This is a genomic window from Enterobacter cloacae complex sp. P43RS, assembly GCF_014930585.1.
GTDB lineage: Bacteria > Pseudomonadota > Gammaproteobacteria > Enterobacterales > Enterobacteriaceae > Enterobacter > Enterobacter bugandensis.
In genome coordinates this window covers 44831-71627 of the sequence record NZ_JADBRJ010000005.1, presented here as the reverse complement: position 1 = coordinate 71627, position 26797 = coordinate 44831, and the positions used below count along the sequence as shown (strand labels likewise).

Sequence of the window (26797 nt, the reverse complement as noted above, 5' to 3'; positions counted from 1 at the left end):
TGCAGCCCTGCACAATTTGCGGCTCGCTGAAGCGGACCTCTCATTCCCTTTCCACGCACTGTCCGGCAGGCTTTGACCCTTGGCGCCAGGGTGAGCACATGGCGTTTTTGTGATAGTGACCTATGAATGTAACCCTGATAGATACCATCGTTACCCGCAGCCGGGCCTTAAGCCCGTGGACGGGATTTTACTTTTTGCAGTCGCTGCTGATTAACTTTGCGCTCGGCTATCCCTTCAGCCTGCTTTATGCAGTGGCTTTCACCTGCATCCTGCATGTGCTGTGGCGAGCGGCCCCGCGCGTGCAGAAAGCGTTGGTAGGGGTCTGTTCGCTGATTGCTGCGATGTATTTCCCGTTTGGCCAGGCCTACGGCGCGCCAAACTTCAACACCCTGCTGGCGCTGCACTCCACCAATATGGAAGAGTCGACAGAGATCCTGACGATCTTCCCCTGGTACAGCTACGTCGTCGGCCTCTTTATCTTTGCGCTTGGCGTCATCGCGGTTCGTCGCAAAGCAGACGCGAAGAGATCATGGGGAAAAATGGAGTCTCTGTGCCTGGCGTTTAGCGTGGGGACGTTTTTCGTTGCGCCGGTGCAAAACCTGGCCTGGGGCGGCGTGTTCAAGCTGAAAGATACGGGCTATCCGGTGTTCCGTTTCGTTAAAGACGTCGTCGTGAACAATAAAGAGGTTCTCGACGAGCAGGCGCGCATGGCTGAACTTTCCAATATGAAAGACACCTGGAACGTGCTGGCGGTTAAGCCGAAGTACCATACCTATGTGGTGGTGATTGGCGAGAGCGCACGTCGCGACGCGCTGGGCGCATTCGGCGGGCACTGGAATAACACACCGTTTGCCAGCTCTGTCAACGGCACCCTGTTTACCGATTATGTGGCGGCCAGCGGCTCGACGCAGAAATCGCTCGGCCTGACGCTGAACCGCGTGGTGGATGGCAAACCTCAGTTTCAGGATAATTTCGTCACGCTGGCCAACCGCGCCGGTTTTCAGACCTGGTGGTTCTCCAATCAGGGGCAAATTGGCGAATACGACACCGCCATCGCCAGTATTGCTAAGCGTGCTGACGAAGTGCAGTTCCTGAAGAGCGGCGATTTTGAAGCCGACAAAAACACCAAAGACGAGGCGCTGCTGAAGATGACGGCGCAGGTCTTTGCTACCCCGCGCACCCAGCCGCAGCTGATTGTTCTGCATCTGATGGGATCGCACCCGCAGGCCTGCGATCGCACTGGCGGTAAATACGCGGAGTTTGTGCAGTCGAAAGAGACCTCTTGCTATCTCTATACCATGACGCAAACCGACGAGCTGCTCAGCAAGCTTTACGATCAGCTGCGCAATACGGGCGAAAGCTTCTCTGTGGTCTATTTCTCTGATCACGGGCTGGCGTTTAAAGAGCGTGGCAAAGAAGTGCAGTATCTGGCGCACGACGACCAGTTCCAGCAGAATTTCCAGGTGCCGTTTATGGTGCTGTCGAGCGATGATAAAACGCATCGCATTATCAAAGCGCGGCGCTCGGCGAATGATTTCCTGCAGTTCTTCTCGCAGTGGACGGGGATTAAGGCCAAAGAGATAAAAAATGATTACCCGTTTATCTCCAACAAGAAAGCACCCCCAGTGTACGTTACCAACTTCAAGTTACAGAAAGTTGACTATAACCATCTGGGTACCGATATTTTTGATATTAAGAGTAAGTAAGCTGTGCGATCTCGTGCGGTCTGATGCCCTCACCCTGACCCTCTCCCACAAGGAGAGGGAAAAAGCTAAAAAAAATCCGCCACATTGGGCGGATTTTTTATTAGCTCACCGAAGTGATTAGAAGCGGTAACCTACGCCCGCGATCCAGGTGCCAACGTCAACGTTGCGGATACGGCTCTGCTCATAGGAGAAGTCCAGAGCCACGTCCTGGATTGGGTTGAACTGCAGGCCTGCGCCATAGGAGAAGCCGTAGTCGCTGTTGCTTGCAGTGCGGTTCAGACCCTGGTTTTCGGTCTGCTGGAATTTACCGTAGCCAACACCTACAACACCGTAGATGCTCGCCCAGTCGTTCAGACGGTAAGCTGGACCAGCAGTGATACCGTAGTACTGGCCTTTGTTGTATGCGCCGTTTTCAGTACGATCTTTCTCGGTGTAGGTGAAAGAACCGATCACGCCCAGCGGGTTGTTATCCTGCTCGTAACGATACTTCAGGTTGAAACCGTTGGTTTTGTTCATCACGCCCTGCATATCGCTCTGAGCGTAACCACCAGTTACAGTAGAAGTAGCAGCTACAGCGGTACCTGCGGAAACAGCCAGTACAGCGGCCAGTGCTGAAAGACATGCAATTTTTTTCATAACCACCTCAAATGTGCTTCAAGTAAGTCCGTAAGTTTTAAATATATCAAAAAATTTTGCGAAACTCTTTGTGATTCGTGATGTCTAATGAGGCCTTTCCTGTAACAGAACGTTTCCAACCTCAGCTAACTCTTTCAAATCACATGCGATTTTTCCTACTAAACGCCCATATTGCGCGTCTGCGCCGTTACATTCATCCAGATTATTCCTAATCTTTCAGGTGATAAATCCACCAGCGCTTAACCATTTTACGGATTTCACGGGTCTTTTTTTTCAACCTAGTCTCAACCGTAGCTGTATATTTCCTTTACACTGCAACCTTTACTCCACTTGACATTAGCTGACAGGAGAAAGGATGCCTGGGTTATCCCGCACGTCGTCGGTCTGGTTGCCGGTAGCCGTCATACTTATTGCCATGTTGTCCATCCAAAGCGGTGCTTCGCTGGCAAAATCGCTTTTTCCACTGGTGGGTGCGCCCGGGGTAACAGCCCTGCGTATCGTGCTGGGAACGGCGATACTGGTCGTCATCTTCAAACCCTGGCGTCTGCGCTTCAAAAAAGAGCAACGTCTCCCCCTGCTTTTTTATGGTTTGTCCCTCGGGGCAATGAACTATATGTTCTACCTCTCCATCCAGACCATCCCACTGGGGATTGCCGTCGCGCTGGAGTTTACCGGCCCGCTGGCGGTCGCGCTTTTCTCGTCACGTCGTCCGGTGGATTTTATCTGGGTCGTGCTGGCCGTTCTGGGCTTATGGTTTCTGCTGCCGCTCGGCCAGAATGTCTCTGAGATTGATCTCACGGGCGCAGCGCTGGCGCTGGGAGCAGGAGCCTGCTGGGCTGTCTATATACTCACCGGGCAGCGAGCGGGTGAAGAGCATGGCCCGGCAACGGTCGCCCTGGGTTCCGTGATTGCGGCTATCGTTTTTGTGCCGATCGGTATGGCGCAGGCCACGGAGTCTATCTGGCAATGGTCAGTCATGCCCATCGGGCTGGCGGTCGCTATTCTTTCAACGGCCCTCCCCTATTCTCTGGAGATGATTGCCCTGACGCGTCTGCCGACGCGCATATTTGGCACCCTGATGAGCATGGAGCCCGCCCTTGCGGCGATCTCCGGGATGGTGTTCCTGGGCGAAACGCTGACGTTTACCCAGACGCTGGCGCTCTGCTCAATTATCGCGGCGTCAATGGGGTCAACGCTCACCATGCGCCCTGAACCTAAAGTTGAGAAAATCGACATCGGCTAATGCCATATATTCTGCATGGCTTCACGGCCATGCAGAATAAAGGCCAGAATGCCATCCGTTATAATTTCTTACATAGTTTGTCAAATTACCGAAATATCCTTCCCCACCCATTCTCCTCAATGCGAATTAAGATTGATCTGTATCAATTTTAAAATTATCTATTAATTTCAATAAATTAAATTATCAACCTCCTTCTTGCTATTAAACCGATAGGCACAGCCAGACCGCAGAGAAAAAATCCGGTGCTATACTTAGTTCCGTAATTACCTGGGACATAAACATCAAGAGGATATGAGATTATGAGTACCGCTAAACTGGTGAAAACGAAAGCGTCTAATCTGCTTTATACCCGTAACGATGTATCGGATAGCGACAAAAAAGCGACCATTGAGTTGCTGAATCGCCAGGTGATCCAGTTCATCGATCTTTCGCTGATCACCAAACAGGCCCACTGGAATATGCGCGGTGCAAACTTTATTGCCGTCCATGAAATGCTGGATGGCTTCCGCACAGCACTGGTGACACACCTCGATACGATGGCTGAACGTGCCGTTCAACTGGGTGGTGTCGCGCTTGGGACCACGCAGGTGATCAACAGCAAAACGCCGCTGAAAAGCTACCCGCTGGATATCCACACTGTTCAGGATCACCTGAAAGAGCTGGCGGACCGCTACGCGATTGTGGCCAATGACGTGCGCAAAGCGATTAGCGAAGCCAAGGATGAAGATACCGCAGACATCTTCACCGCCGCATCCCGCGACCTGGATCAGTTCCTGTGGTTTATCGAATCTAACATCGAGTAATCCATAAGACTTTCCTGTCAAACCCTCGCCTCTGGTGAGGGTTTTGCACATTTATGGTGCACAGTTTTTGCCTGAGACGGTGCAAAAGTGAATAAATTGTAATAATCACCTCACACAACCGTTAATGGAAGATTGTTTTTTCGTCAGAATTTACGCTTAATATCTCCCCGTCAGTTGACCCAAACGAAGCGCACCAAAATGGTGCTCCATGCTGGTGCAACACGACATCATTGCCACGCTTTTTGTGCAATGTATGATTTCATCCCCTTTGTAAAACAACAGCTTGTAAAGTTGGCACGATTTTTTCATTGTGCCAGTCGTTCTCGCAGGGGATCGCCCCGTGGATATAAAAGGAAATGCTATGAAGTCTGTATTAAAAGTTTCACTGGCTGCACTTACCCTGGCTTTTGCGGTGTCCTCTCAGGCTGCCGACAAACTGGTTGTGGCGACCGACACGGCGTTCGTTCCGTTTGAATTCAAACAGGGTGACAAATACGTTGGTTTTGATGTTGATCTGTGGGCCGCTATCGCCAAAGAACTCAAACTGGACTACACCCTGAAGCCGATGGACTTCAGCGGCATCATCCCGGCGCTGCAAACCAAAAACGTCGATCTGGCGCTGGCGGGCATCACCATTACCGAAGAACGTAAAAAAGCGATCGACTTCTCTGACGGCTACTACAAAAGCGGCCTGCTGGTGATGGTCAAAGCGGATAATAACGACGTAAAAAGCGTGAAAGACCTCGACGGTAAAGTGGTGGCAGTGAAGAGCGGCACCGGTTCCGTGGATTACGCGAAAGCGAACATCAAAACCAAAGACCTGCGCCAGTTCCCGAACATTGACAACGCGTATATGGAACTCGGCACCAACCGTGCTGACGCTGTTCTGCACGACACGCCGAACATCCTGTACTTCATTAAAACGGCTGGTAACGGCAAGTTCAAAGCCGTGGGCGACTCTCTGGAAGCTCAGCAGTACGGTATCGCGTTCCCGAAAGGCAGCGACGATCTGCGCACCAAAGTTAACGGCGCGCTGAAAACGCTGAAAGAGAACGGCACCTACAACGAAATCTATAAAAAATGGTTCGGTACTGAGCCTAAATAATTTTACCTGAATTCAGGTTTATAGCGCCCGGCGGCGCTCACGCTTGCCGGGCCTACATTTTTCGTTTTTCACCACGGTATACAGGAATACATCATGCAGTTTGACTGGAGCGCCATCTGGCCTGCCATTCCACTCTTGCTTGAAGGCGCTAAAATGACCCTGTGGATTTCGGTCCTGGGTCTGGTAGGTGGGTTGATTATCGGTCTTGTCGCCGGTTTCGCCCGCACCTACGGTGGCTGGATTGCAAACCACATTGCACTGGTTTTCATCGAAGTGATCCGCGGCACGCCGATTGTCGTGCAGGTCATGTTTATCTACTTCGCCCTGCCAATGGCCTTTAACGACCTGCGCATCGATCCGTTCAGCGCGGCCGTCGTGACCATTATGATCAACTCGGGCGCCTACATCGCGGAAATCACCCGCGGGGCGGTGCTGTCGATTCATAAAGGTTTCAGCGAAGCCGGTCTGGCATTAGGTCTTTCTCGTCGCGAAACGATCCGTCACGTTATTCTCCCGCTGGCGCTGCGCCGCATGCTGCCGCCGCTGGGTAACCAGTGGATCATCAGCATTAAAGATACATCGCTGTTCATCGTTATCGGCGTGGCCGAACTGACCCGTCAGGGCCAGGAAATTATTGCGGGCAACTTCCGCGCGCTGGAAATCTGGAGTGCGGTCGCCGTTGTTTATCTGATCATTACGCTGGTACTGAGCTTCGTTCTGCGCCGTCTTGAAAGAAGGATGAAAATCCTGTGATTGAATTTAAAAACGTCTCCAAGCACTTTGGCCCAACCCAGGTGCTGCACAATATCGATCTGAATATCAAGCAGGGTGAAGTGGTGGTGATTATCGGGCCTTCCGGTTCCGGTAAATCGACCCTGCTGCGCTGCATCAACAAGCTGGAAGAGATCACCAGCGGCGATCTGATCGTTGACGGTCTGAAGGTAAACGACCCGAAAGTGGACGAGCGTCTGATTCGTCAGGAAGCGGGCATGGTGTTCCAGCAGTTCTACCTGTTCCCGCACCTGACGGCGCTGGAAAACGTGATGTTTGGCCCACTGCGCGTGCGCGGTGCCAACAAAGCGGCGGCGGAAGCGCTGGCAAAAGATCTGCTGGCGAAGGTTGGCCTGGCGGAGCGTGCGCACCACTACCCTTCCGAGCTCTCCGGTGGCCAGCAGCAGCGCGTGGCGATTGCGCGCGCGCTGGCGGTGAAACCGAAGATGATGCTGTTTGATGAGCCGACGTCTGCACTCGACCCGGAACTGCGCCACGAGGTGCTGAAAGTCATGCAGGATCTGGCGGAAGAAGGGATGACGATGGTGATCGTGACCCACGAAATCGGCTTTGCTGAGAAAGTGGCTTCCCGCCTGATCTTTATTGATAAAGGCCGCATCGCCGAAGACGGTAACCCGCAGGAATTGATCGCGAATCCGCCTAGCCAGCGTCTGCAGGAGTTCCTGCAGCACGTCTCCTGATCCCTCGCTACATACCAAGCCGGGCTTGCCCGGCTTTTTTACGCCAGATTGTTCCCAAAAACTCCCCTCCGCCTCTCGCCCTCTATACTTATCATTTTGCACGATATTTTTGTCGGAGGACGCCGTGCCGTGGATCCTGCTGCTGTTGATAAGCCTGTTTAGTACGCCATCGCTCGCCGTGGCAATCCCCGGCGTCACCACCGGAGCAACTGCTACTCAGCAAAATACGCCGCCTCCGGAGCCGGATGCAGAACAAAAAAAAGCGGCCTATAGCGCACTTGCCGACGTCCTTGAGAATGACACCTCCCGGCAGGAGCTGATCGAACAGTTGAGGAAGGTGGCCGCCACGCCGCCTCAGGATCCGGTTCCGACCATTACGCCACCGCAGATCGAAGAGGAAAAGACGGTACTGGAAAATGTCACCGACATCAGCCGCCGCTACGGGGAAGCCCTGTCGTCGCGTTTTGCCCAGCTCTATCGAAATCTTGTTGGCACCTCGCATAAACCTTTTAACCCCCACACCTTCACCGCAGCCGCCACGCAGTTTGCGATTCTGGCGGGTGCCGTATTCATTTTTTACTGGCTGCTGCGCCTGTGCGCCTGGCCGCTCTACCGGAAGATGGGCCACTGGGGACGGAAAAAAAATCAGCATAAAAGCAGCTGGCTGCACCTCCCGGCCATGATTACCGGGGCGTTTATCATCGATTTACTGCTGCTGGCCCTGACGCTGTTTGTCGGTCAGGTGCTGGCGGATCGCCTCAATACGGGCAACAAAACCATTGCCTTCCAGCAGGCGCTCTTCCTGAATGCGTTTGCGCTCATCGAATTTTTTAAAGCGGTGCTGCGCGTCATCTTTTGCCCGCGCGTGCCTGAACTTCGCCCTTTCAACATCAACGACGACAGCGCGAAATACTGGGCCGTGCGGTTAAGCGTGCTCAGCGGGCTGATAGGATACGGCCTGCTGGTTGCCGTGCCGATTATCTCCAACCAGGTTAACGTGCAGTTTGGCGCGCTGGCGAACGTGCTGATTATGCTCTGTATAACCGTCTGGTCTCTGTACCTTATCTTTCACAATAAAAGGACGATCACCGAGAGTCTGCTGCATCTGGCCGACCGTTCCCTCTCTTTCTTCAGCCTGTTTATCCGCGCCTTCGCGCTGGTGTGGCACTGGCTGGCAAGCGCGTACTTTATTGTGCTGTGCTTCTTCTCGCTGTTCGACCCGGGAAACAGCCTGAAATTTATGATGGGGGCGACGTTTAAAAGCCTGGCGATTATCGGCATCGCGGCGTTTGTGTCAGGGCTGTTGTCCCGCTGGATCTCGAAAACCATCACCCTGTCGCCGCAGGTCCAGCGTAACTACCCGGAACTGCAAAAACGGGTGAACGGCTGGATGTCGGTATCGCTTAAGGTGGCGCGCATTCTTACCGTCTGCGTGGCGATCATGCTGCTGCTGAATGCGTGGAGCCTGTTTGATTTCTGGAACTGGCTGCATAACGGTGCAGGCGAGAAGACCGTCGATATTTTAATTCGTATCGCGCTGATTCTGTTCTTCTCCGCCGTCGGCTGGACGCTGCTGGCGAGCCTTATCGAGAACCGTCTGGTATCGGATATTCACGGCAGACCGCTCCCCAGCGCCCGCGCGCGCACGCTGTTGACCCTGTTCCGCAACGCGCTGGCGGTGATCATCAGCACCATCACCATCATGATTGTGCTGTCGGAAATCGGCGTGAATATCGCCCCGCTGCTGGCAGGCGCCGGCGCGCTGGGGCTGGCGATCTCCTTCGGCTCGCAAACGCTGGTGAAGGATATTATTACCGGCATCTTTATCCAGTTTGAGAACGGGATGAACACAGGGGATCTGGTGACCATCGGGCCGCTGACCGGTACCGTGGAGCGGATGTCGATTCGCTCGGTAGGCGTGCGTCAGGATACCGGGGCATATCACATCATTCCCTGGTCATCGATCACTACCTTCGCCAACTTTGTGCGCGGCATTGGCTCCGTTGTGGCCAACTACGATGTGGATCGTCATGAGGATGCCGACAAAGCGAAGCAGGCGCTGCGGGATGCGGTCAGTGAACTGATGGAAATGGAGGATATTCGCGGGCTGGTGATTGGCGAGCCGTCGTTTGCCGGCATCGTTGGGCTGACCAACACGGCGTTCACCCTGCGCGTGTCGTTCACCACCCAGCCGCTGAAGCAGTGGACGGTGCGCTTTGCCCTCGACAGCATGGTGAAAAAGCACTTCGATCTGGCGAACGTGCGAACGCCGGTGCAGACGTATCAGGTATTGTCGCCGCCCGCCTCGCCGCTCCCTCCGCAGGAGCCGACGCTGTAACCGAGCCGGGTGACGGCTTTGCCCTACCCGGCCTACGGCGGGATACTATTTGCGACGTTTGTTATCGTCCATAAACGACCAGGCGATAAAGCGGCTCTGCTTCTGGCCCTGCGCCATCTCTTTTTTTACTACTTTTACGGCACCCGCTTCGCTCAGCGCGCGGTAGAGCGGCGGCAGGTTATCCCCGCGGGAAACCAGCGTCGTGAACCACTTCACCTGACGGCCAAACTGTTGGCTTTCCGCAATCATGCGCAGGATGAAGGCAACTTCACCGCCCTCGCACCACAGCTCCTGCTGCTGCCCGCCGAAGTTCAGCGCGGCGTCTTCCGCCTGACCGAGGTTGCGGCGTTTACGTTCGCTGCCCGCGCGAGCCGCTGCCGCCGAATCATGAAACGGCGGGTTGCACATCGTAGCGTCATAGCTTTCGTTTTTATGAACAATGCTGTTGAAGATGGAAGCCGCCTCTTTCTGACGACGCAGACGAATGGAACGGCTCAGGCCAGGGTTCGCGCTGATAATCGCCTGCGCGCTGGCAAAGGCCTCGGTGCCGATTTCGCTCCCGGTAAAGCGCCAGTGATATTCATGTACGCCAATCAGCGGGTAAATCAGGTTTGCCCCGGTGCCTATATCCAGGATGGAAGCCTGCTGCGGTACAGCGCCGTCACGATCTTCGGCAAGCAGATCGGCAAGGTGATGAACGTAATCAGCGCGGCCCGGCACAGGGGGGCAGAGAAAGCCTTCCGGAATATCCCAGTGAGCCACACCGTAAAAATGCGCCAGCAGGGCTTTGTTCAGCGTTTTCACCGCCTGCGGATCGGCAAAATTGACGGTCGGCTCACCCGCTGGGGTCTGGACAATATAGTCCTGCAGCGCAGGGCAGCTCTGGCACAGGGCGTTCATGTCGTAGCGGCTGCGGTGGCGATTTCGTGGGTGCAATCCCGGCTTTTGGGAAGTCATGGCGTTCTCCTTTAAACAGCGGCGTAAGATACCCTGTGCTGGCCCAGCGGTAAATCTTTCTCTGCGGCGCTTAAAAAAATGCCGGAAATCAAACACCTCTACGTCTATGATCTGTCAGCGAATTGTCAGTTTTTATCGTTCAAAAAATAAGCAGATCATCATCAAATATTTGCGCTAAGTCACACTCGTCAGGCTTCTAAACTTAAAGGGAATCACCTGTTGTTTCCTCATGAGGATGTGATTATGAAAAAGTACCTGACCCTTGTCGTTATCGCCGGCGCCCTGGCAACGGCTTCATTTTCTGCGATGGCCGTTCAGTCACTGAATGAAAGTACCGATACTAGCCAGCTGCGCCCGGCGGGCACCGTCTCGGTAAGTCGCGCAAGTAACCTGGACGATCTGCAGAATAAACTGGCCGAAAAAGCCCGCCAGGAAGGTGCGAAAGGCTTTGTCGTGAACTCCGCTGGCGGAGATAACCATATGTACGGCACAGCAACCATCTATAAATAATTTTTTTCTTCCACAACAAGACTGCATCTGCCTGCCGGATGCAGTTCATTTCCACTTTATCTTGATTGTTCATTTTTTAACCCCATATTAAAAGCAGGGTATAAACCGATTTCAGGAGGATGCCATGGCTTCCGGTTGGGCGAATGACGACGCCGTTAACGAACAGATCAACAGTACCATTGAAGATGCGGTTGCGCGCGCTCGCGGTGAGATTCCGCGCGGCGAAAGTTTGAAGGAGTGCGAAGAATGCGGAGAGCCGATCCCGGAGGCACGGCGTAAAGCCATTCCAGGCGTAAGGTTATGCATTACCTGCCAGCAGGATAAAGATTCAAAAAATGCCTCACATTCAGGTTATAATCGCAGAGGATCGAAAGATAGCCAGTTACGCTGACTCTCCTTTACCTAAGTTAACCCTGCCTGCACTTACCTTTACGCTCACGGTTTTTAGCGAACCGCGTGGCAAAATGTGCCCTTCATCTTTCTTCTGTAAAGCGCATCCACAAGAAGTGTAAAGCGCTGGTTTGAATTTATTAATATTCAATAAGTTATTTGTCATTCAATTTTTTTGACTGATCACGTCAATTCTCTTCGATTTTATCCCTCAGGAAAAAACGTGATACTTATCACATCGACGGAACATCGTCCCCTTAACAGAAAACACCTGCGAGAGATTAATTATGAAAACCATCAAATATGCTGTAGCTGCTGTTGCCCTGTCCGCTCTGTCTTTCGGCGCATTCGCCGTAGAGCCTGTTTCATCCACTCAGGCCCAGAGCATGAATAAAATCGGTGTGGTAAGTGCAGAAGGCGCGACCACGCTGGACGGCCTGGAAGCCAAGCTGGCTGAGAAAGCCGCTGCTGCCGGTGCAAGCGGATACACCATCACCTCCGCTAACACCAATAACAAGCTGAGCGGTACTGCGGTTATCTACAAATAATCGCCTGAAATGAATGCTGTACCCTCGCCAAACCCTCTGGTGAGCTGCTCCAACCCTCATTGACCCTGTTGTTTGTTACCCTTGCTTGCCCGTCCGCCACTGGACGGGCTTTTTTTTTGCCTAAAACGACTGTGCCACCCGCTGTAACCCCGCTTCCACCGTCTCTACCTCCCCTGTCGCCAGCAAGCAGCAGGCCATTTGCAGCTTGATCGACTGTGGGACCGGCACATTTCCGGCCAGGCACTGCGTAATCCAGTGCGCGGTAACCTGCGGATCTTTTGACTCCGGCAGAATCACATCGCTGTTTTCTTCCCCGCGTTCAAGCACAACGCGCGTACCGGCAGAATCGATCAGCATCAGCTGTGGGCAACGCTGCGGGTTGGCGTACACCTCCCCTTCTGTTCCGTGCATCAGCAGTGCGCGTCCACCGATTTCGGCAAAGAACTGACCGACGCGCGTCACGTACTCCGGATGAGAAACACTGGAAAGGCGCAGTGCGGCATCCTCAGCAAACGGCGTTGCCAGCTTCGCCAGGGTGTGCGCACTGTTACGCACGCCCATGCGCCAGCGCATGTCCAGCTGCTTTTCCAAAGGCGGGCAGAGCGCACGAACGGGAATATAGACCGGCTGGTTCCCCTCCAGCTTTGCCTGCGCCTGGCCGGCATGGAGGGTCGGTTCAATGCCCAGCAGTTCAAAGATGGTTTCTGTCAGTACGCGCGTGGGATCTTCGCTGACCCCATGTACCACCACCGGGAACCCCAGCTTATGTAACAATATCGCCAGCAGCGGCGTCAGGTTTGCCTGCTTGCGCGCCCCGTTATAGCTCGGGATCACAATCGGCATCGGTTTTGCCACTGGCGGCGTTAAGCGCAGCGTTTGCGCCTGCATCGCCTCGTAGAAACCACGCATCTCCGCTTCGCCTTCGCCTTTGATACGCAGCGCAATCAGGATGCCGCCCATTTCCAGGTCCGGTACCTCGCCGTTGAGCATACGGGTGTAAAGCGCGCGAGCGGTTTCATGGTCCAGGTCGCGGGCGTGGTTTTTCCCACGTCCTACCTCTTTGATAATTTTGCGATAATCCACGACATTTCTCCTGACAGCCTATCTTGTTAACACTATAGCCCTGATGAATGGCTCTCCGTTAGTTTTTTATCCCTTAAGGCAACCTTCTGTTTTAATAGCAAAAAATAAACACAAGCTTTTTTTCAATTATTTGTGATTTCTATAGCAGATTCGTATTCATACATTTTTTGATTAAATAACCAGCGGAAAGTCATTAAGGGTCAACGGTGAAAACGTCCAGGCAACGCTCTCACCCGAAACATATCAGGATTTGCTATGAACAAGGTTGCTTTAGGTTTAATCATCGCCGCAGCGGTGGGATGTTCTGCATCCACGTTTGCGGCAACGAACGGTGAAGGGCAAATAAACTTCACCGGCGAAATTATCGATTCTGCTTGTCAGGTCGTAAATGGATTAAGTAATCCATTAAATGTACAGCTGGGGAAAGTGTCTAAAACGGTATTTACCGGTGCAGGCTCTACCAGCACCTTAACGAAGTTTGATATTCAGTTAACGAATTGTCCTGACACGGTCACCTCCGCCGCCATTAACTTTGGCGGAACACCGGATGCGAATAACAATTCAACGCTTGCCTTAACGCCAGATACCGATGCGGCGACAGGGGTGGCGATTCAGCTGGTGGATGCCTCGCAGCAGCCTGTCAGCCTGTATACGCCGTCTCAGCAGTATCAGTTAACCTCCGGCACGGCGGTTAACGATCTGGAGTTCGGCGCACGCTATATCCAAACCGGCCCGGCAATTACCGCAGGCCCTGCTAACTCCGTTTCAACCTTCACCGTTATTTATAACTGATCTTATCAATCCGGGGATATTAATGCTTTCGCGAGCATTAATATCTTCTCTATTCATTGAGAAATCTTTATGCGCCACGGTTATTTACTGAGCACGCTTTTACTGGTAGCAACTGCTTCACATGCTGGGGTCATTATTAACGGCACCCGACTGGTCTATCAGGGAGATAAAAAGGAATCTTCTCTTGGTCTTTCAAATCCAGATGCGACGGATTATCTGGTGCAGTCCTGGGTTGATTCCGGCGGTAAAAACCTGGCCAAAGCCCCGTTCCTGATCACCCCGCCGCTTTTCCGTCTGGATGCGCACGAAGATAACGTTCTGCGCGTGGTGCGTACGGGCGGAAATTTACCGGAAGACAGGGAATCCCTGTACTGGTTGAACATTAAAGCAATCCCTTCCTCAAAACACGTTGAGGGGGTAAATACGCTGCAAATCGCCATTAATACTCGAATCAAATTACTGTATCGCCCGTCTGCGGTAAAAGGCAGACCAGAAGATGTGGCGGATAAACTTGAATGGCGCCGCGAAGGGAACGATCTGGTGGTGAATAACCCCACGCCGTTCTATATGAATTTCCAGACCGTTACGCTGAATGGTCATAAAGTCGCGAAAGCCACCTGGGCTGTTCCGAAAACGGAAACGCATTTTGCCTTACCGGGTAATGTCGGAGGCGCGAACGTGACGTATTCCATTATTACCGACTTCGGCAGCATCAGCCATACCTGGTCGAAATCCGTTCATTAATTCTTTTGCCCGGTAATAAAATAATTATGTACAGCCATAAAAAGCCGTTCACCTGCCGATTGTCTTCATTGCTGGTCATTCTCTGTGGCCTGGCAATGGCGATCTTTGCGCAGCAGGTTATGGCTGATGATTATTTTAACCCTGCCCTGCTGGATATTGATAATCCCCAGCAGGGTAAAACCGATCTGTCCATTTATGAAAAAGGGCCAGGTCAGGCGCCGGGGAAATATGAGGTCGCGGTATTTATCAATAATAATAAAATTGATACCCGCAACGTGACCTTTACGCTTCAGAAAGATTCGCAGGGCAACAGCACGCTGCAGCCTTGCTTTAGCCTTGAGGAATTAAAAAGCCTCGGCATCAAAACCAAAAAATTTCCGCAGCTGATGGCCAAAGGCCAATGTGCTGATTTACATGTCATTCCTGCGGCATCCGCCACCTTTCGCGTTCGCAACCAGCAGCTGCTGATGAGCATCCCTCAAACGGCGCTGGGCCAGGTGCCTCGCGGTTACATTGACCCGAAAGAGTTTGACGAAGGGATCACTGCGGGCCTGCTTAATTACAGCGCCAATGCCAGCCACAGCCGCGCGCGACAGCACGGTGAGCAGGATAACAGCAGCCAGTACGTAAACCTGCGCCCAGGCCTGAACGTTGGCGCATGGCGCATTCGCAACTATTCCACCTGGAATCGCAGCACCACGGGCCATGAGGAGGAGCAGAAATTCACCTCCGTTTATACCTATGCGCAACGCGATATCGTGGCAATGAAAAGCGACATCACCGTCGGCCAGAGCTCATCCCCTGCCGACGTGTTTGACAGCGTTCCCTACACCGGGGTGGAGCTGAAATCCGACAGCGACATGCTGCCGGACAGCGAGAAAGGCTACGCGCCGATTATCCGCGGCACGGCCCACAGCAACGCGCTGGTGGTGGTTCGCCAGAACGGCTACGTCATTTATCAGAACACGGTCGCGCCGGGCGCCTTCGAAATTAACGATCTCTACCCCACCGGCAGCAGCGGCGACCTGCAGGTTACCGTGAAAGAGACCGACGGCAGCGAAAGCCATTTTGTCGTGCCGTTTGCCTCCGTGCCGGTCTTGCAGCGTGAAAAAAACCTGCGCTACAGCGTGACCGCCGGGCGTTATCGTTCCTATGACAACGATGTCGAAAAGACCCCGTTTGCCCAGGGCAGCGCCATCTACGGTTTACCCTACGGTATCACCGCCTACGGCGGCGTTCAGCAGAGCAGCCATTATCAGTCTCAGGCGGTGGGCGTCGGGAAAAACATGGGCGATTTAGGCGCCTTCTCCATTGACGTCACTCGCGCCAAAGCCCTGCTGAAAAAACAGCAGGCCAGCAAAGGCCAGTCGTGGCGCGTGCGCTACAGCAAAGATATCGCCCAGTCAGGCACTAACTTCTCGCTGGCCGGCTACCGCTATAACAGCAAAGGGTTTTACACCCTGGAAGACACCATGGAGTCGTATACCCGCTCTGACGACTGGTCTGAACCGCAGCAGCGCCGCGCCCGTACCGAAGCCACCGTCGACCAGACGCTGCCGGAAGGCTGGGGTTCCGTAACCCTGAGCCTGGTGAAAGAGACCTACTGGACCCAGAGCCAGGACATGACCTCGGTGAGCGTCAGCTACAACAACAGCTGGCACGGCGTGAGCTACAGCCTCAGCTACAGCATGAACAAAAACACCCGCGACAGCGACGAAGACGGCAATGAGGTGACGAACGACAACCAGTTCGCGCTGAGCGTCTCGGTGCCGCTGGACCACTGGATGCATAACACCTGGGCCACCTACAACCTGAACAACACCAAAGATGGCACCACGCAGAATATCGGTCTGAACGGTACGGCGCTGAAAGAAGATAACCTCAACTGGAATATTCAGGAGGGGGTGAGCAGTACCGGCAGCGGCAACTCCACCAGCCTCAACGCCGATTACAAAGCAACATACGGCGAACTGAGCGGCGGCGTCAGCCAGGACAAATATCAGCAGACCGTGAACGTCGGTCTGCAGGGCGGCGTGGTTGCCCATGCGAACGGCATCACCCTGAGCCAGCCGCTCGGTGAGACCATCGCGCTAGTGAAAGCGCCGGGCACGCACGGGACGCACATCACTAACCAGACCGGCGTTGAAACCGACTTCCGCGGCTACACCGTTGTCCCGTATGTGACCGCGTATCGCCACAACACCATTGCGCTGGATACCGAAACGCTGCCGGACAATGCCGACGTCACCCACGCCGCGCAGGTCGTCACCCCAACTCGCGGGGCCGTGGTGCGCGCCAGCTTTAACACCCGCGTGGGCAACCGCGTGCTGATGACGCTGACGCACAACGGCAAACCGCTGCCGTTCGGCGCGACGGTCACCACAGAGGATAAGGACAGCGAGTTTATTGTGGGTAATGACGGCCAGACCTATCTTTCGGGTCTGCCGCAGCAGGGGCATCTCGCCGTTTCCTGGGGACAGGACGCGAGCGAGCACTGCATCGCTGACTATGCGCTAACGGATGAGAAAGAGAAAACCAGCATCATTAACGCTGCCGCGCAGTGTCATTGATTCACCGTTCAGGCTAACGACTATGCAAATGATAAAACAATGCTTTTTCTTACTGATTCTGGGCACCGCGGCATTATTTATGCCGCATGCGAAGGCTGACTGCACTACGCCCGATATGCCGAAAATGATCAACGTTGCCACCATTTCGGTTCCGACGACGCTGGCAGTAGGCGCTACCATTCCCGGTACGGAGCAGACTGTACACGTCGCGGGTAACTGCAACCATCCTTACGAAAGCGGGATGGAAATCATCTCCTGCTATTACGGAAGTGGTTCGGAGATACCCGGGTTGACCGGCGTTTATGACACAGGCGTGCCTGGAGTCGGCATTGCCTTAAGGAACGACCAGGGCCAGCGCATTTCAGGCGGGGGAAAGGTCGCCTGCGATTCCCGCAGTACGCCCATCGGCTATGTCTCGACCGATGGATATCAATCCTTTGATTTTAACGTCACGCTTGAGCTGGTTAAAACCAGTGATGCGGTACAGTCCGGCACGCTGCTTCAGGCGCAAACAGAGTTCGGTATTGGCGTATATGGCAACGACGGCATTGGTTCACCCAATGTTATCTCCTACGCAGGAAACGTTAACTTCCAGAACGTCACCTGCTCCGTTTCCCCAAAAAACCTGACCATTAATCTGGGCGACTTCCCGGTCAGCGATTTTATTAGCGTGGGGATGTTATCCAGCCCGGCGCAAAACTTTGACGTGACGGTGAACTGCAACAGCAACGTGCAGCCTGAAGTGAAGGTCACCAGTTCAAATGGTTATGAACCGGGGTCAGCAGGGGTGATCAAACTCACCCGGCAGCCCGGCATGGCAACCGGCGTCGGGGTCAGAATGCTGGTTGACAACCATCTCGCCACCTTTGATACCTACGTGAATACCCAAAGCCAGGCAATCGCCAACCAGACGCTGGCGATCCCGTTTGAGGTTCGCTACGAACAAACCAGCAACGTCGTGACGCCAGGCCCCGCCAACACCGTTGCCACCGTTACCCTCGCTTATAAGTGACGATCATGAAAAAAACAGCTTTGATGCTGGCGCTGGGCCTGATAGCCCAGGCCCACGCCGATGATATTCAGATCCAGATGACGGGGAATATTTACGCCAACACCTGCGTCATTGACAGCGCCAGCCGCAACCTGACGGTAGATTTAGGCCAGGCGGTATCAGGCAATTTCAGGGACGTTGGGGATACCGGCGAGTGGAAAGATTTTTCGCTCTCGGTGTCGCACTGTCCCGCCACGCTGGCGCTTGCCACGGCCTATTTCTACGGCCAGGCAGACAGCGTGCACCCGACCAAATTCGCCAACACCGGCAGCGCGAAGGGGCTGGCGCTGGAGCTGGCCGACCGACAGGACAAGATCCTGATCGCCCCGCAGGCGGCGTTTAACGTGCCGATTAACCCGGCTGACCACACGGCCACGTTTCCGCTCTCCGCCCGCTACTACGCCACGTCTTTGCCCGTCTCCGCAGGAACGTTCAGCAGCGTGATTCAGGTGACCTTTACTTACCAGTAGGACCGCGCCCCTTAGCACGGATGCTTTTCCTGCGCCCGGCGGCCAGTTTTGCCGGGCGTTTTTTTACTTCAGGCACCTCCGGCTGCTCAATCGGAAAGATCGGCAGTGCGTTCAGCAGCCGCTGACCGTAGTTTTTGGTGAGCAAACGCTTGTCGTAAATCACTACCTCACCCCAGCAGCCGTGGCTACGAATAAGACGCCCCACCTGCTGAATCAGGTTAAACGACGCCGCAGGCAGGCTCTGCACCTCAAACGGATAGCGGTTGAGGCTTTTCAGCCACTCGCCCTCGGTGATCACCACCGGGCTGTCGATAGGCGGAAAGGCGATCTTATGGATATGCACCTGCGTCAGGTAATCCCCCTTCAAATCCAGCCCTTCGGCAAAGGACTGTAGCCCCACCAGCACGCTGCGCTCGCCGTTATCAATACGTTTGCGGTGCGTTTCCACCAGCCGGTAACGGGGCTGGTCGCCCTGCACCAGCAGGAGTAAACGCAGGTCGGTGACGTGCTCCAGGAAGCGCTGCATCGCCCGCCCGCTGGCAAACAGCACCAGCATGCCGGGATATTTTTTACTTTCGACCTGCTCGCGGAAGTAGGCCGCCATCTCCGCAATGTGCTGCTCTTCGTTGTCGATAAGCGGCTCGTATTTCATGCGTGGAATGACCAGCTTGCCCTGCTCGCAGTGGTTGAACGGCGAGTCCAGCGCCACAAAACGATCGCCCGCTTTTTCCTTCAGGCCGCTCATCTCCTGCAACCGTGAAAAGCTGTTCAGAGAGCGCAGCGTCGCAGAGGTAACGACCACGTGCGGCACGCTGCGCCAGATAAGCTTTTCCAGCTGATCGGCCACGCGGATGCCCACGCAGTGGAAAAAGAGGTGCACCTGCCCGTCCCGCACTTCCCGGGTGGCCCATTTGGTGACCGGCGCGCCCGACGCCTGCGCCATCGAGGCCAGCCGCCAGAGCTTGCTCTGCGCCTCAAACATCCCCAGCGCGCGGTTCATTTGCAGCAGGATGCGGTGCAGCCGCACCACGTCGTGCGAGCCAGTTTTCTCGCTGAGGTCGTTCAGGAACATCTCCGCCAGCCCGCGCAGCTTTTCGAGATGCTTCGCCAGTTGCTGGCAGATCTCCATCACCTCTTCCGGCAACTCGCCCATCGCGAAGCGGTGTTCTGCCTCCTGGGCTGCCGGAAGATAAAGATTGAGGATGTTGTTCAGAGACGAGATAAGGCTGTAAACCTCTTCGCAGTGGTCGCTCAGACGCTCGGGTACCGCCAGCGGCGGCGTGGTTTTCGGGCGAAACTGCTCCATGCAGGTCGCCACCAGTTTGCAGAACAGATCCAGCTGAAGTCGGAACCACGGAGCGGTGATTTCCGCGCTCATCTCCAGCGCGTCCCGCGCCACGTCAGGCAGGTGGTGGCCTTCGTCGAGCACCAGCAGCAGGTTTTTCGGCTCCGGCAGCACCGCTTCGCTCTCCAGCGCCGCCATCACCAGCGCGTGGTTGGCAACAACCACCTCCGCCTCCTGGATCTCGCGCCGGGCGACGAAGAACGGGCATTCCCGGTAGTAGTGACAGTTGCGGTTCAGGCAGCTTGCTTTATCGGTACTGAGCCTGCGCCACAGGTCGTCGCTAATCGCCAGGCTGGTGTGATCCCGCAGGCCGTCCCACTTATAGCCGTCGAGCTCGGCTTTCAGCTTTGCGCACTGCTCCTGCTCGGCTTTGTTGTTTGGCGTCAGCTCGTCATCCAGAAAGGCGAGCAGATCCTGCTGCGAGGGCTCGCTGCTGGCCAGCGCCGCCAGGTTACGCGGACAGACGTAGCGCCCGCGCCCAAAGGCGGCGGTGAAGCGGAGATCGGGGATGATTTTGCGCAGCAACGGCAAATCTTTGCTGAAGATCTGATCCTGCAAGGCCACGTTCGCAGTGCTGACCACCAGCGTTTTGTCCTCTTCCCGCGCGATGGCGATGCCGGGAATGAGATACGACAGGGTTTTCCCGACGCCGGTCGGGGCTTCAATCGCCAGATGTCGCCCGTCGTCCCCGGCGAGCGTTTTTGCCACGTCGGCAATCATCTGCCGCTGCGGCGCTCGGGGGATAAAATCGGGGATCTGCTGCTGAAGCGCCTTATACCAGGCGCCTATTTGCGCTTTCAGCGCCGCGGTTAAAGCCATTGGAAAACCTGAAATACTGTATAAACAGCCACTATTGTGGCACTTTCTCTTCGCCGTCGCAAAAAGAAAAGCCCGGCTTTACGACCGGGCTTCCAGATTACTGCGGGTTAGCAGGCTTGCGCGGGCGGCGTCGGCGCTGCCCCTCGCCTGCCGGTTTCCCTTCGCCGCTGCGCCACGGGCTTTCACCCGCCGGCTTGCCGTCGTTATTACGACGCGGCGGTTTGCCGGATGACTTCGGCGCGCCACCTTCAGCACGACGCGGCTGCTGGCCGCGACCACCGCCGCCCTGACCGCGACCACCACCCTGACGACCGTTCTGAATCGGCTCCGCTTTGATGGACGGGTCCACTTCATAGCCCGGAGTTTCGATGCGCGGGATCTCTTTCTTCAGCAGGCGTTCGATGTCGCGCAGCAGCTTGTGCTCGTCCACGCAGACCAGAGAGAGCGCCTCACCTGTTGCTGCCGCACGGCCGGTACGACCGATACGGTGAACGTAATCTTCCGGGACGTTTGGCAGCTCGTAGTTCACCACGTGCGGCAGCTCTTCAATATCGAGGCCACGGGCAGCGATGTCGGTCGCCACCAGCACGCGGATGTCGCCGGACTTGAAGTCCGCCAGCGCGCGGGTACGCGCGCCCTGGCTCTTGTTACCGTGGATCGCCGCGCTGCGGATGCCGTCTTTATTCAGCTGTTCCGCCAGGTGGTTCGCGCCGTGCTTGGTGCGGGTAAAGACCAGCACCTGCTGCCAGTTGCCCTGACCGATCATCTGGGAGAGCAGCTCCCGCTTGCGCTTTTTATCCACAAAGTGAACATGCTGCGTGACCTGCTCGGAAGCGGTGTTGCGGCGCGCCACTTCCACTTCCAGCGGGTTATGCAGCAGCTTTTCCGCCAGCGCCTTGATCTCATCGGAGAAGGTCGCGGAGAAGAGCAGGTTCTGGCGACGCGGCGGCAGCTTCGCCAGCACGCGACGAATATCATGAATGAAGCCCATATCGAGCATGCGGTCGGCTTCGTCCAGCACCAGAATTTCAATGCTGTCGAGCTTCACCGCGTTCTGGTGTTCCAGATCCAGCAGACGGCCCGGCGTTGCCACCAGCACGTCCACGCCGCCGCGCAGCTTCATCATCTGCGGGTTAATGCTCACGCCACCGAAAACCACCAGCGAGCGAATGTTGAGATAGCGGCTGTACTCACGCACGTTCTCGCCAATCTGGGCTGCCAGCTCGCGGGTTGGGGTGAGGATCAGCGCGCGCACCGGACGACGGCCTTTGGCGTGCGGCTGGTTTTTTACCAGCAGCTCTAACAGCGGCAGGGTAAAGCCCGCGGTTTTACCGGTGCCGGTCTGGGCGCTGGCCATCAGGTCACGGCCCTGAAGCACGGCCGGAATAGCCTGCTGCTGGATAGGGGTTGGCTCAACGTAGCCCTGCTCTGCGATCGCGCGCAGAATTTCCGGGTTCAGGCCAAGGGAATCAAAAGACATAAAAACTCCGAACCGCCCCGACCATCACAGGTGTAGTTTTCAGGGAGATATCACGAATAGAAGGACAAAAACCACAATGTCGCGAAGGTGCGGAGTGTAGCAGCTTTTGTGACGTGGCGCATAAAATATCCCTGTCGTATCCCTCGACGATTTAGCGATTCAGGTATAATTTTAATCAATCGATTGATTAATTTTTAATGCCAACATGAATACGACACCGACGACAACCAAAGGTGAACAGGCCAAAAGCCAGCTTATCGCCGCCGCGCTGGCGCAGTTTGGCGAGTATGGCCTGCATGCCACCACGCGGGATATCGCCGCCCAGGCCGGGCAAAACATTGCGGCCATTACCTACTATTTTGGCTCAAAAGAGGATTTATACCTCGCCTGCGCCCAGTGGATTGCCGATTTTATCGGCAACAATTTTCGCCCACACGTTGAGGAGGCCTGCGCGCTGCTGAGCCAGCCGACGCCGGATCGTACCGCTATCAGGCAACTTATTCTCAATGCCTGCCACAATATGATCCGCCTGCTGACGCACGACGATACGCTCAACCTGAGCAAATTTATCTCCCGCGAGCAGCTCTCCCCCACTGCCGCTTATCAGCTGGTACACGATCAGGTGATTGCCCCGATGCACACCCATCTGACCCGGCTGATTGCCGCCTACACCGGGCGGGACGCCAGCGATACCGACACCATTTTGCATACCCACGCCCTGCTGGGCGAAATTCTCGCCTTCCGTCTGGGGCGTGAAACCATCCTGTTACGCACGGGCTGGGCACAATTCGATGAGGATAAAGCCGCGCAGATTAGCCAGGTCATCACCTGCCATCTCGATCTGATCCTGCAAGGCTTAACGCAAAGGAGCCTGAAGTGATGAAAAAACCTGTCGCCATCGTTCTGGTGGTTGTTGTTTTGCTTGCCGCGGGAATCGGTGGCTGGCTGTGGTATCAGAGCCAGCAGGATCGGGGCCTGACGCTGTACGGTAACGTGGATATTCGTACCGTGAATATGAGCTTCCGCGTCGGCGGGCGTCTCGCCTCGCTGAGCGTTGACGAAGGCGACGCCATCAAAGCCGGGCAGACGCTGGGCGTGCTGGATAAAGCTCCCTTTGAGAACGCGCTGATGCAGGCAAAAGCCGGCGTCTCCGTCGCCCAGGCGCAGTATGACCTGATGCTGGCGGGCTATCGCGATGAGGAGATTGCCCAGGCCGCTGCCGCCGTTAAGCAGGCCAAAGCCGCCTACGACTACGCGCAGAACTTCTATAACCGCCAGCAGGGGCTGTGGAAAAGCCGCACCATTTCCGCCAACGATCTGGAAAACGCGCGGTCATCCCGCGACCAGGCGCAGGCGACGCTGAAATCCGCGCAGGATAAATTAAGCCAGTACCGCTCCGGTAACCGCGAGCAGGACATCGCCCAGGCGAAAGCCAGCCTCGAGCAGGCGCAGGCGCAGCTGGCTCAGGCGGAGCTGGATCTGCACGACACTATCTTAACCGCCCCGTCTGACGGCACGCTGATGACCCGCGCGGTAGAGCCGGGCAGCATGCTCAGCGCGGGCAGTACCGTCTTGACGCTGTCCTTAACCCGTCCGGTATGGGTGCGGGCCTACATTGATGAGCCGAATCTCGGCCAGATGCAGCCGGGCCGCGAGCTGCTGCTTTATACCGACGGTCGCCCGGATAAGCCGTATCACGGTAAAGTGGGCTTTGTCTCCCCTACCGCCGAATTCACGCCGAAAACGGTAGAAACGCCGGACCTGCGTACCGACCTGGTGTATCGCCTTCGCATCATCGTGACCGACGCGGACGACGCGCTGCGTCAGGGCATGCCTGTTACCGTGACCTTAAACGACGGGGAACGACATGAATGATGCGGTTATCCAGCTCAACAATCTGGTCAAACGCTTCCCCGGAATGGATAAACCGGCGGTCGCGCCGCTGAACTGCACCATTCAGAAAGGCTACGTGACCGGACTGGTGGGCCCGGACGGCGCGGGCAAAACCACGCTGATGCGGATGCTGGCGGGGCTGCTGAAGCCGGATGAAGGCTCGGCCAGCGTGCTTGGCCTTGACCCGATAAAAGACGACGGCGCGCTCCACGCCATGCTCGGCTATATGCCGCAGAAGTTTGGCCTGTACGAAGATCTGACGGTGATGGAGAACCTCAATCTGTACGCCGACCTGCGCAGCGTCACCGGTGAAACCCGGCAGAAAACCTTCGCCCGACTGCTCGAATTTACCTCCCTCGGCCCGTTCACCGACCGGCTGGCGGGCAAGCTTTCCGGCGGGATGAAGCAGAAGCTGGGGCTGGCCTGTACGCTGGTGGGCGAACCAAAAGTGCTGTTGCTCGATGAGCCCGGCGTCGGCGTGGACCCGATTTCCCGCCGCGAGCTGTGGCAGATGGTGCACGAGCTGGCGGGCGACGGAATGCTGATCCTCTGGAGCACCTCCTACCTCGACGAGGCCGAGCAGTGCCGGGACGTGCTGCTGATGAACGAGGGCGAACTGCTCTATCAGGGCGAACCGACCGAGCTGACGCACACCATGGCCGGGCGCAGTTTTCTGCTGCACAGCCCGCAGGAGTCCAACCGCAGGCTGCTGCAGCGGGTGCTGAAGCTGCCGCAGGTGAGCGACGGGATGATTCAGGGCCGCTCGGTGCGCGTGATCCTCAAAAAAGAGGCCACCGTCGACGATATTCGCCGTGCGCCGGGCATGCCTGAGATCGAAATGGACGAGACCGCCCCGCGCTTTGAAGATGCGTTTATCGACCTGCTGGGCGGTGCGGGCACGTCGGAATCGCCCCTTGGCGCAATTCTGCACACGGTGGAAGGCACGCCGGGCGAAACGGTGATCGAAGCAAAATCGCTCACCAAAAAATTCGGGGACTTCGCCGCCACCGACAACGTCAACTTTGCTGTGAAGCGCGGCGAGATATTTGGCCTGCTCGGGCCGAACGGCGCGGGAAAATCGACCACCTTTAAGATGATGTGCGGCCTGCTGGTCCCGACGTCCGGCAAGGCGCTGGTGCTGGACATGGATCTCAAGGTCAGTTCCGGCAAAGCGCGCCAGCATCTCGGCTATATGGCGCAGAAGTTCTCGCTGTACGGCAACCTGACGGTCGAGCAGAATCTGCGCTTTTTCTCTGGGGTGTACGGCCTGCGCGGGCGGGCGCAGAATGAAAAAATCCGCCGCATGAGCGACGCCTTCGGGTTAACGAATATTGCGTCCCACGCCACCGACGAGCTGCCGCTCGGCTTTAAGCAGCGGCTGGCGCTGGCCTGCTCGCTGATGCACGAGCCGGATATCCTGTTTCTTGATGAACCCACGTCAGGCGTCGATCCCCTCACCCGCCGCGAGTTCTGGCTGCACATCAACAGCATGGTGGAAAAAGGCGTGACCGTGATGGTCACCACCCACTTTATGGATGAGGCGGAATACTGCGACCGCATCGGGCTGGTGTATCGCGGCAAGCTGATTGCCCACGGCACGCCGGACGACCTGAAAGCGCAGGCCGCCGACGACGCACAGCCAGATCCGACCATGGAGCAGGCGTTTATCACCCTCATCCACGACTGGGATAAGGAGAATGCTCATGCGCAGTAACGCCCTTTCCTGGCGCCGGGTGCGCGCCCTGTGCATCAAAGAGACGCGGCAGATCGTGCGCGATCCCAGCAGCTGGCTGATTGCGGTGGTGATCCCCCTACTGCTGCTGTTTATCTTTGGCTACGGCATTAACCTCGACTCCAGCAAGCTGCGGGTCGGTATTTTGCTGGAGCAGCAGAGCGAAGAGGCGCTGGACTTCACCCACGCCATGACCGGCTCACCCTACATTGACGCCACCGTCAGCGACAACCGGCAGGAACTGATTCAGAAAATGCAGGCCGGGAAAATTCGCGGCCTGATCGTCATCCCGGTGGATTTCGCCGCCAACATGGCGCGCCCGGGCGCCGATGCGCCGATTCAGGTGATTACCGACGGCAGCGAGCCGAACACCGCCAACTTCGTGCAGGGCTATGCGGAGGGGATCTGGCAGCTCTGGCAGATGCAGCGCGCCGAAGACCGGGGCGAGACGTTTGAACCGCTCATCGATGTGCAGACGCGCTACTGGTTTAACCCCGCCGCCATCAGTCAGCACTTTATTATTCCGGGGGCGGTGACCATCATTATGACGGTGATTGGCGCGATCCTCACCTCGCTGGTCATCGCCCGCGAGTGGGAGCGCGGCACTATGGAGGCGCTGCTCTCCACCGAGGTGACGCGGGTTGAGCTGCTGCTGTGCAAGCTCATCCCCTACTACTTCCTCGGCATGCTTGCGATGCTGCTCTGCATGCTGGTCGCGGTCTTTATTCTTGGCGTGCCGTATCGCGGCTCGCTGGTGGTACTGTTCTTTACCACCAGCCTGTTTTTGCTCAGCACGCTGGGGATGGGGCTGCTCATCTCCACCATCACCCGCAACCAGTTTAACGCCGCGCAGGTGGCGCTCAACGCCGCTTTCCTGCCATCGATTATGCTCTCCGGGTTTATCTTCCAGATAGACAGCATGCCGGCGGTGATCCGCGCTGTGACTTACATCATTCCGGCGCGCTACTTCGTGAGCACGCTGCAAAGCCTGTTCCTGGCGGGGAATATTCCGGTGGTGCTGATTATCAATACCCTGTTTTTGCTGGCGTCGGCGGTGATGTTTATCGGGTTGACGTGGCTGAAAACCAAACGGCGACTGGATTAAGGAGC

The 26797-nt window shown here is 56.1% G+C and carries 24 protein-coding genes; 19 read left to right on the top strand and 5 right to left on the bottom strand.

The window, feature by feature from the left end:
• The first annotated feature begins 122 nt into the window (after nt 1-122).
• A complete protein-coding gene (locus tag IM294_RS11820; RefSeq protein ID WP_126817745.1) occupies nt 123-1706 on the top strand; it encodes a phosphoethanolamine transferase in 1584 nt (527 codons plus the stop codon).
• Nucleotides 1707-1823: 117 nt separating this feature from the next.
• On the opposite strand, the gene ompX is transcribed toward IM294_RS11820, so the two are convergent.
• Nucleotides 1824-2342, bottom strand: a complete 519-nt coding sequence (gene ompX, locus IM294_RS11815) for an outer membrane protein OmpX (RefSeq protein ID WP_028012448.1) — start codon at nt 2340-2342, stop codon at nt 1824-1826.
• A gap of 355 nt (nt 2343-2697) precedes the next feature.
• Between ompX and rhtA the strand changes: the two genes are divergently transcribed.
• The 6 genes from rhtA (at nt 2698) to ybiO (ending at nt 9303) form a co-directional block, all read left to right on the top strand.
• Entirely contained in the window at nt 2698-3585 is an 888-nt protein-coding gene (rhtA, locus tag IM294_RS11810) for a threonine/homoserine exporter RhtA (protein ID WP_041910716.1), read from the top strand.
• A 299-nt stretch (nt 3586-3884) separates the two neighbouring features.
• Entirely contained in the window at nt 3885-4388 is a 504-nt protein-coding gene (gene dps, locus IM294_RS11805) for a DNA starvation/stationary phase protection protein Dps (RefSeq protein WP_008501171.1), read from the top strand.
• Nucleotides 4389-4749: 361 nt separating this feature from the next.
• Entirely contained in the window at nt 4750-5493 is a 744-nt protein-coding gene (glnH, locus tag IM294_RS11800; protein ID WP_014831177.1) for a glutamine ABC transporter substrate-binding protein GlnH, read from the top strand.
• Nucleotides 5494-5586: 93 nt separating this feature from the next.
• A complete protein-coding gene (glnP, locus tag IM294_RS11795; protein ID WP_010428919.1) occupies nt 5587-6246 on the top strand; it encodes a glutamine ABC transporter permease GlnP in 660 nt (219 codons plus the stop codon).
• A complete protein-coding gene (gene glnQ, locus IM294_RS11790) occupies nt 6243-6965 on the top strand; it encodes a glutamine ABC transporter ATP-binding protein GlnQ (RefSeq protein WP_028012446.1) in 723 nt (240 codons plus the stop codon). Before glnP ends, glnQ begins: the two co-directional genes overlap by 4 nt.
• 124 nt (nt 6966-7089) lie before the next feature.
• Nucleotides 7090-9303 (top strand): mechanosensitive channel protein, encoded by a 2214-nt coding sequence (ybiO, locus tag IM294_RS11785; RefSeq protein ID WP_126817798.1) that lies wholly within the window; start codon nt 7090-7092, stop codon nt 9301-9303.
• A gap of 45 nt (nt 9304-9348) precedes the next feature.
• On the opposite strand, the gene rlmF is transcribed toward ybiO, so the two are convergent.
• Complete coding sequence (gene rlmF, locus IM294_RS11780) at nt 9349-10260, bottom strand: 23S rRNA (adenine(1618)-N(6))-methyltransferase RlmF (protein ID WP_185860341.1); 912 nt, start codon at nt 10258-10260, stop codon at nt 9349-9351.
• A gap of 243 nt (nt 10261-10503) precedes the next feature.
• Here rlmF and mcbA point away from each other — a divergent pair, with 243 nt between their 5' ends.
• The 3 genes from mcbA to ybiJ all read left to right on the top strand — a co-directional run bounded on the left by mcbA (nt 10504) and on the right by ybiJ (nt 11708).
• Nucleotides 10504-10770, top strand: a complete 267-nt coding sequence (gene mcbA / locus IM294_RS11775; protein WP_126817749.1) for a DUF1471 family periplasmic protein McbA — start codon at nt 10504-10506, stop codon at nt 10768-10770.
• Nucleotides 10771-10894: 124 nt separating this feature from the next.
• On the top strand, nt 10895-11161 hold the full coding sequence (locus IM294_RS11770) for a DksA/TraR family C4-type zinc finger protein (RefSeq protein WP_028012442.1): 267 nt from the start codon (nt 10895-10897) through the stop codon (nt 11159-11161).
• Nucleotides 11162-11447: 286 nt separating this feature from the next.
• Entirely contained in the window at nt 11448-11708 is a 261-nt protein-coding gene (gene ybiJ / locus IM294_RS11765) for a DUF1471 family protein YbiJ (protein WP_014883102.1), read from the top strand.
• 120 nt (nt 11709-11828) lie between these two features.
• On the opposite strand, the gene ybiB is transcribed toward ybiJ, so the two are convergent.
• Nucleotides 11829-12791 (bottom strand): DNA-binding protein YbiB, encoded by a 963-nt coding sequence (ybiB, locus tag IM294_RS11760; RefSeq protein ID WP_048999192.1) that lies wholly within the window; start codon nt 12789-12791, stop codon nt 11829-11831.
• 255 nt (nt 12792-13046) lie between these two features.
• Between ybiB and IM294_RS11755 the strand changes: the two genes are divergently transcribed.
• The 5 genes from IM294_RS11755 (at nt 13047) to IM294_RS11735 (ending at nt 18418) form a co-directional block, all read left to right on the top strand.
• Nucleotides 13047-13583, top strand: coding sequence for a fimbrial protein (locus IM294_RS11755; RefSeq protein ID WP_028012440.1), 537 nt, complete (start codon nt 13047-13049; stop codon nt 13581-13583).
• Nucleotides 13584-13652: 69 nt separating this feature from the next.
• Nucleotides 13653-14327, top strand: a complete 675-nt coding sequence (locus tag IM294_RS11750) for a molecular chaperone (protein ID WP_028012439.1) — start codon at nt 13653-13655, stop codon at nt 14325-14327.
• Between the two features lie 26 nt (nt 14328-14353).
• The gene (locus IM294_RS11745) at nt 14354-16897 is read left to right on the top strand and encodes a fimbria/pilus outer membrane usher protein (protein ID WP_139128217.1); all 2544 of its coding nucleotides are present in this window, start codon (nt 14354-14356) and stop codon (nt 16895-16897) included.
• A 22-nt stretch (nt 16898-16919) separates the two neighbouring features.
• On the top strand, nt 16920-17909 hold the full coding sequence (locus tag IM294_RS11740) for a fimbrial protein (protein WP_126817751.1): 990 nt from the start codon (nt 16920-16922) through the stop codon (nt 17907-17909).
• 5 nt (nt 17910-17914) lie between these two features.
• Nucleotides 17915-18418, top strand: coding sequence for a fimbrial protein (locus IM294_RS11735; RefSeq protein WP_126817752.1), 504 nt, complete (start codon nt 17915-17917; stop codon nt 18416-18418).
• On the opposite strand, the gene dinG is transcribed toward IM294_RS11735, so the two are convergent.
• Together dinG and rhlE are read right to left on the bottom strand one after the other, a co-directional pair.
• Entirely contained in the window at nt 18405-20582 is a 2178-nt protein-coding gene (gene dinG / locus IM294_RS11730; protein WP_063449288.1) for an ATP-dependent DNA helicase DinG, read from the bottom strand. The genes IM294_RS11735 and dinG overlap by 14 nt on opposite strands.
• Before the next feature lie 97 nt (nt 20583-20679).
• A complete protein-coding gene (gene rhlE / locus IM294_RS11725; RefSeq protein WP_028012434.1) occupies nt 20680-22062 on the bottom strand; it encodes an ATP-dependent RNA helicase RhlE in 1383 nt (460 codons plus the stop codon).
• Between the two features lie 205 nt (nt 22063-22267).
• Here rhlE and cecR point away from each other — a divergent pair, with 205 nt between their 5' ends.
• Genes cecR through IM294_RS11705 form a run of 4 tightly spaced genes read left to right on the top strand, consistent with a single transcriptional unit; the run spans nt 22268 to nt 26792 of the window.
• Nucleotides 22268-22942, top strand: coding sequence for a transcriptional regulator CecR (gene cecR / locus IM294_RS11720; RefSeq protein WP_045630915.1), 675 nt, complete (start codon nt 22268-22270; stop codon nt 22940-22942).
• The gene (gene hlyD, locus IM294_RS11715; protein ID WP_049136972.1) at nt 22942-23937 is read left to right on the top strand and encodes a secretion protein HlyD; all 996 of its coding nucleotides are present in this window, start codon (nt 22942-22944) and stop codon (nt 23935-23937) included. Before cecR ends, hlyD begins: the two co-directional genes overlap by 1 nt.
• On the top strand, nt 23930-25669 hold the full coding sequence (locus IM294_RS11710; RefSeq protein ID WP_041910725.1) for an ATP-binding cassette domain-containing protein: 1740 nt from the start codon (nt 23930-23932) through the stop codon (nt 25667-25669). Before hlyD ends, IM294_RS11710 begins: the two co-directional genes overlap by 8 nt.
• Complete coding sequence (locus IM294_RS11705) at nt 25659-26792, top strand: ABC transporter permease (protein ID WP_126817754.1); 1134 nt, start codon at nt 25659-25661, stop codon at nt 26790-26792. The genes IM294_RS11710 and IM294_RS11705 overlap by 11 nt, the downstream gene beginning before the upstream one ends.
• Nucleotides 26793-26797 lie beyond the last annotated feature (5 nt).

Coding starts and splice junctions, on each gene's coding strand:
- IM294_RS11770 (WP_028012442.1), top strand. CDS start 10,895: ATGGCTTCCGGTTGGGCGAATGACGACGCCGTTAACGAACAGATCAAC.
- dps (WP_008501171.1), top strand. CDS start 3,885: ATGAGTACCGCTAAACTGGTGAAAACGAAAGCGTCTAATCTGCTTTAT.
- IM294_RS11740 (WP_126817751.1), top strand. CDS start 16,920: ATGCAAATGATAAAACAATGCTTTTTCTTACTGATTCTGGGCACCGCG.
- IM294_RS11750 (WP_028012439.1), top strand. CDS start 13,653: ATGCGCCACGGTTATTTACTGAGCACGCTTTTACTGGTAGCAACTGCT.
- dinG (WP_063449288.1), bottom strand. CDS start 20,582: ATGGCTTTAACCGCGGCGCTGAAAGCGCAAATAGGCGCCTGGTATAAG.
- ompX (WP_028012448.1), bottom strand. CDS start 2,342: ATGAAAAAAATTGCATGTCTTTCAGCACTGGCCGCTGTACTGGCTGTT.
- IM294_RS11745 (WP_139128217.1), top strand. CDS start 14,354: ATGTACAGCCATAAAAAGCCGTTCACCTGCCGATTGTCTTCATTGCTG.
- glnP (WP_010428919.1), top strand. CDS start 5,587: ATGCAGTTTGACTGGAGCGCCATCTGGCCTGCCATTCCACTCTTGCTT.
- IM294_RS11705 (WP_126817754.1), top strand. CDS start 25,659: ATGCGCAGTAACGCCCTTTCCTGGCGCCGGGTGCGCGCCCTGTGCATC.
- rhtA (WP_041910716.1), top strand. CDS start 2,698: ATGCCTGGGTTATCCCGCACGTCGTCGGTCTGGTTGCCGGTAGCCGTC.
- rhlE (WP_028012434.1), bottom strand. CDS start 22,062: ATGTCTTTTGATTCCCTTGGCCTGAACCCGGAAATTCTGCGCGCGATC.
- IM294_RS11820 (WP_126817745.1), top strand. CDS start 123: ATGAATGTAACCCTGATAGATACCATCGTTACCCGCAGCCGGGCCTTA.
- IM294_RS11735 (WP_126817752.1), top strand. CDS start 17,915: ATGAAAAAAACAGCTTTGATGCTGGCGCTGGGCCTGATAGCCCAGGCC.
- IM294_RS11755 (WP_028012440.1), top strand. CDS start 13,047: ATGAACAAGGTTGCTTTAGGTTTAATCATCGCCGCAGCGGTGGGATGT.
- ybiJ (WP_014883102.1), top strand. CDS start 11,448: ATGAAAACCATCAAATATGCTGTAGCTGCTGTTGCCCTGTCCGCTCTG.
- IM294_RS11710 (WP_041910725.1), top strand. CDS start 23,930: ATGAATGATGCGGTTATCCAGCTCAACAATCTGGTCAAACGCTTCCCC.
- cecR (WP_045630915.1), top strand. CDS start 22,268: ATGAATACGACACCGACGACAACCAAAGGTGAACAGGCCAAAAGCCAG.
- rlmF (WP_185860341.1), bottom strand. CDS start 10,260: ATGACTTCCCAAAAGCCGGGATTGCACCCACGAAATCGCCACCGCAGC.
- mcbA (WP_126817749.1), top strand. CDS start 10,504: ATGAAAAAGTACCTGACCCTTGTCGTTATCGCCGGCGCCCTGGCAACG.
- hlyD (WP_049136972.1), top strand. CDS start 22,942: ATGAAAAAACCTGTCGCCATCGTTCTGGTGGTTGTTGTTTTGCTTGCC.
- glnH (WP_014831177.1), top strand. CDS start 4,750: ATGAAGTCTGTATTAAAAGTTTCACTGGCTGCACTTACCCTGGCTTTT.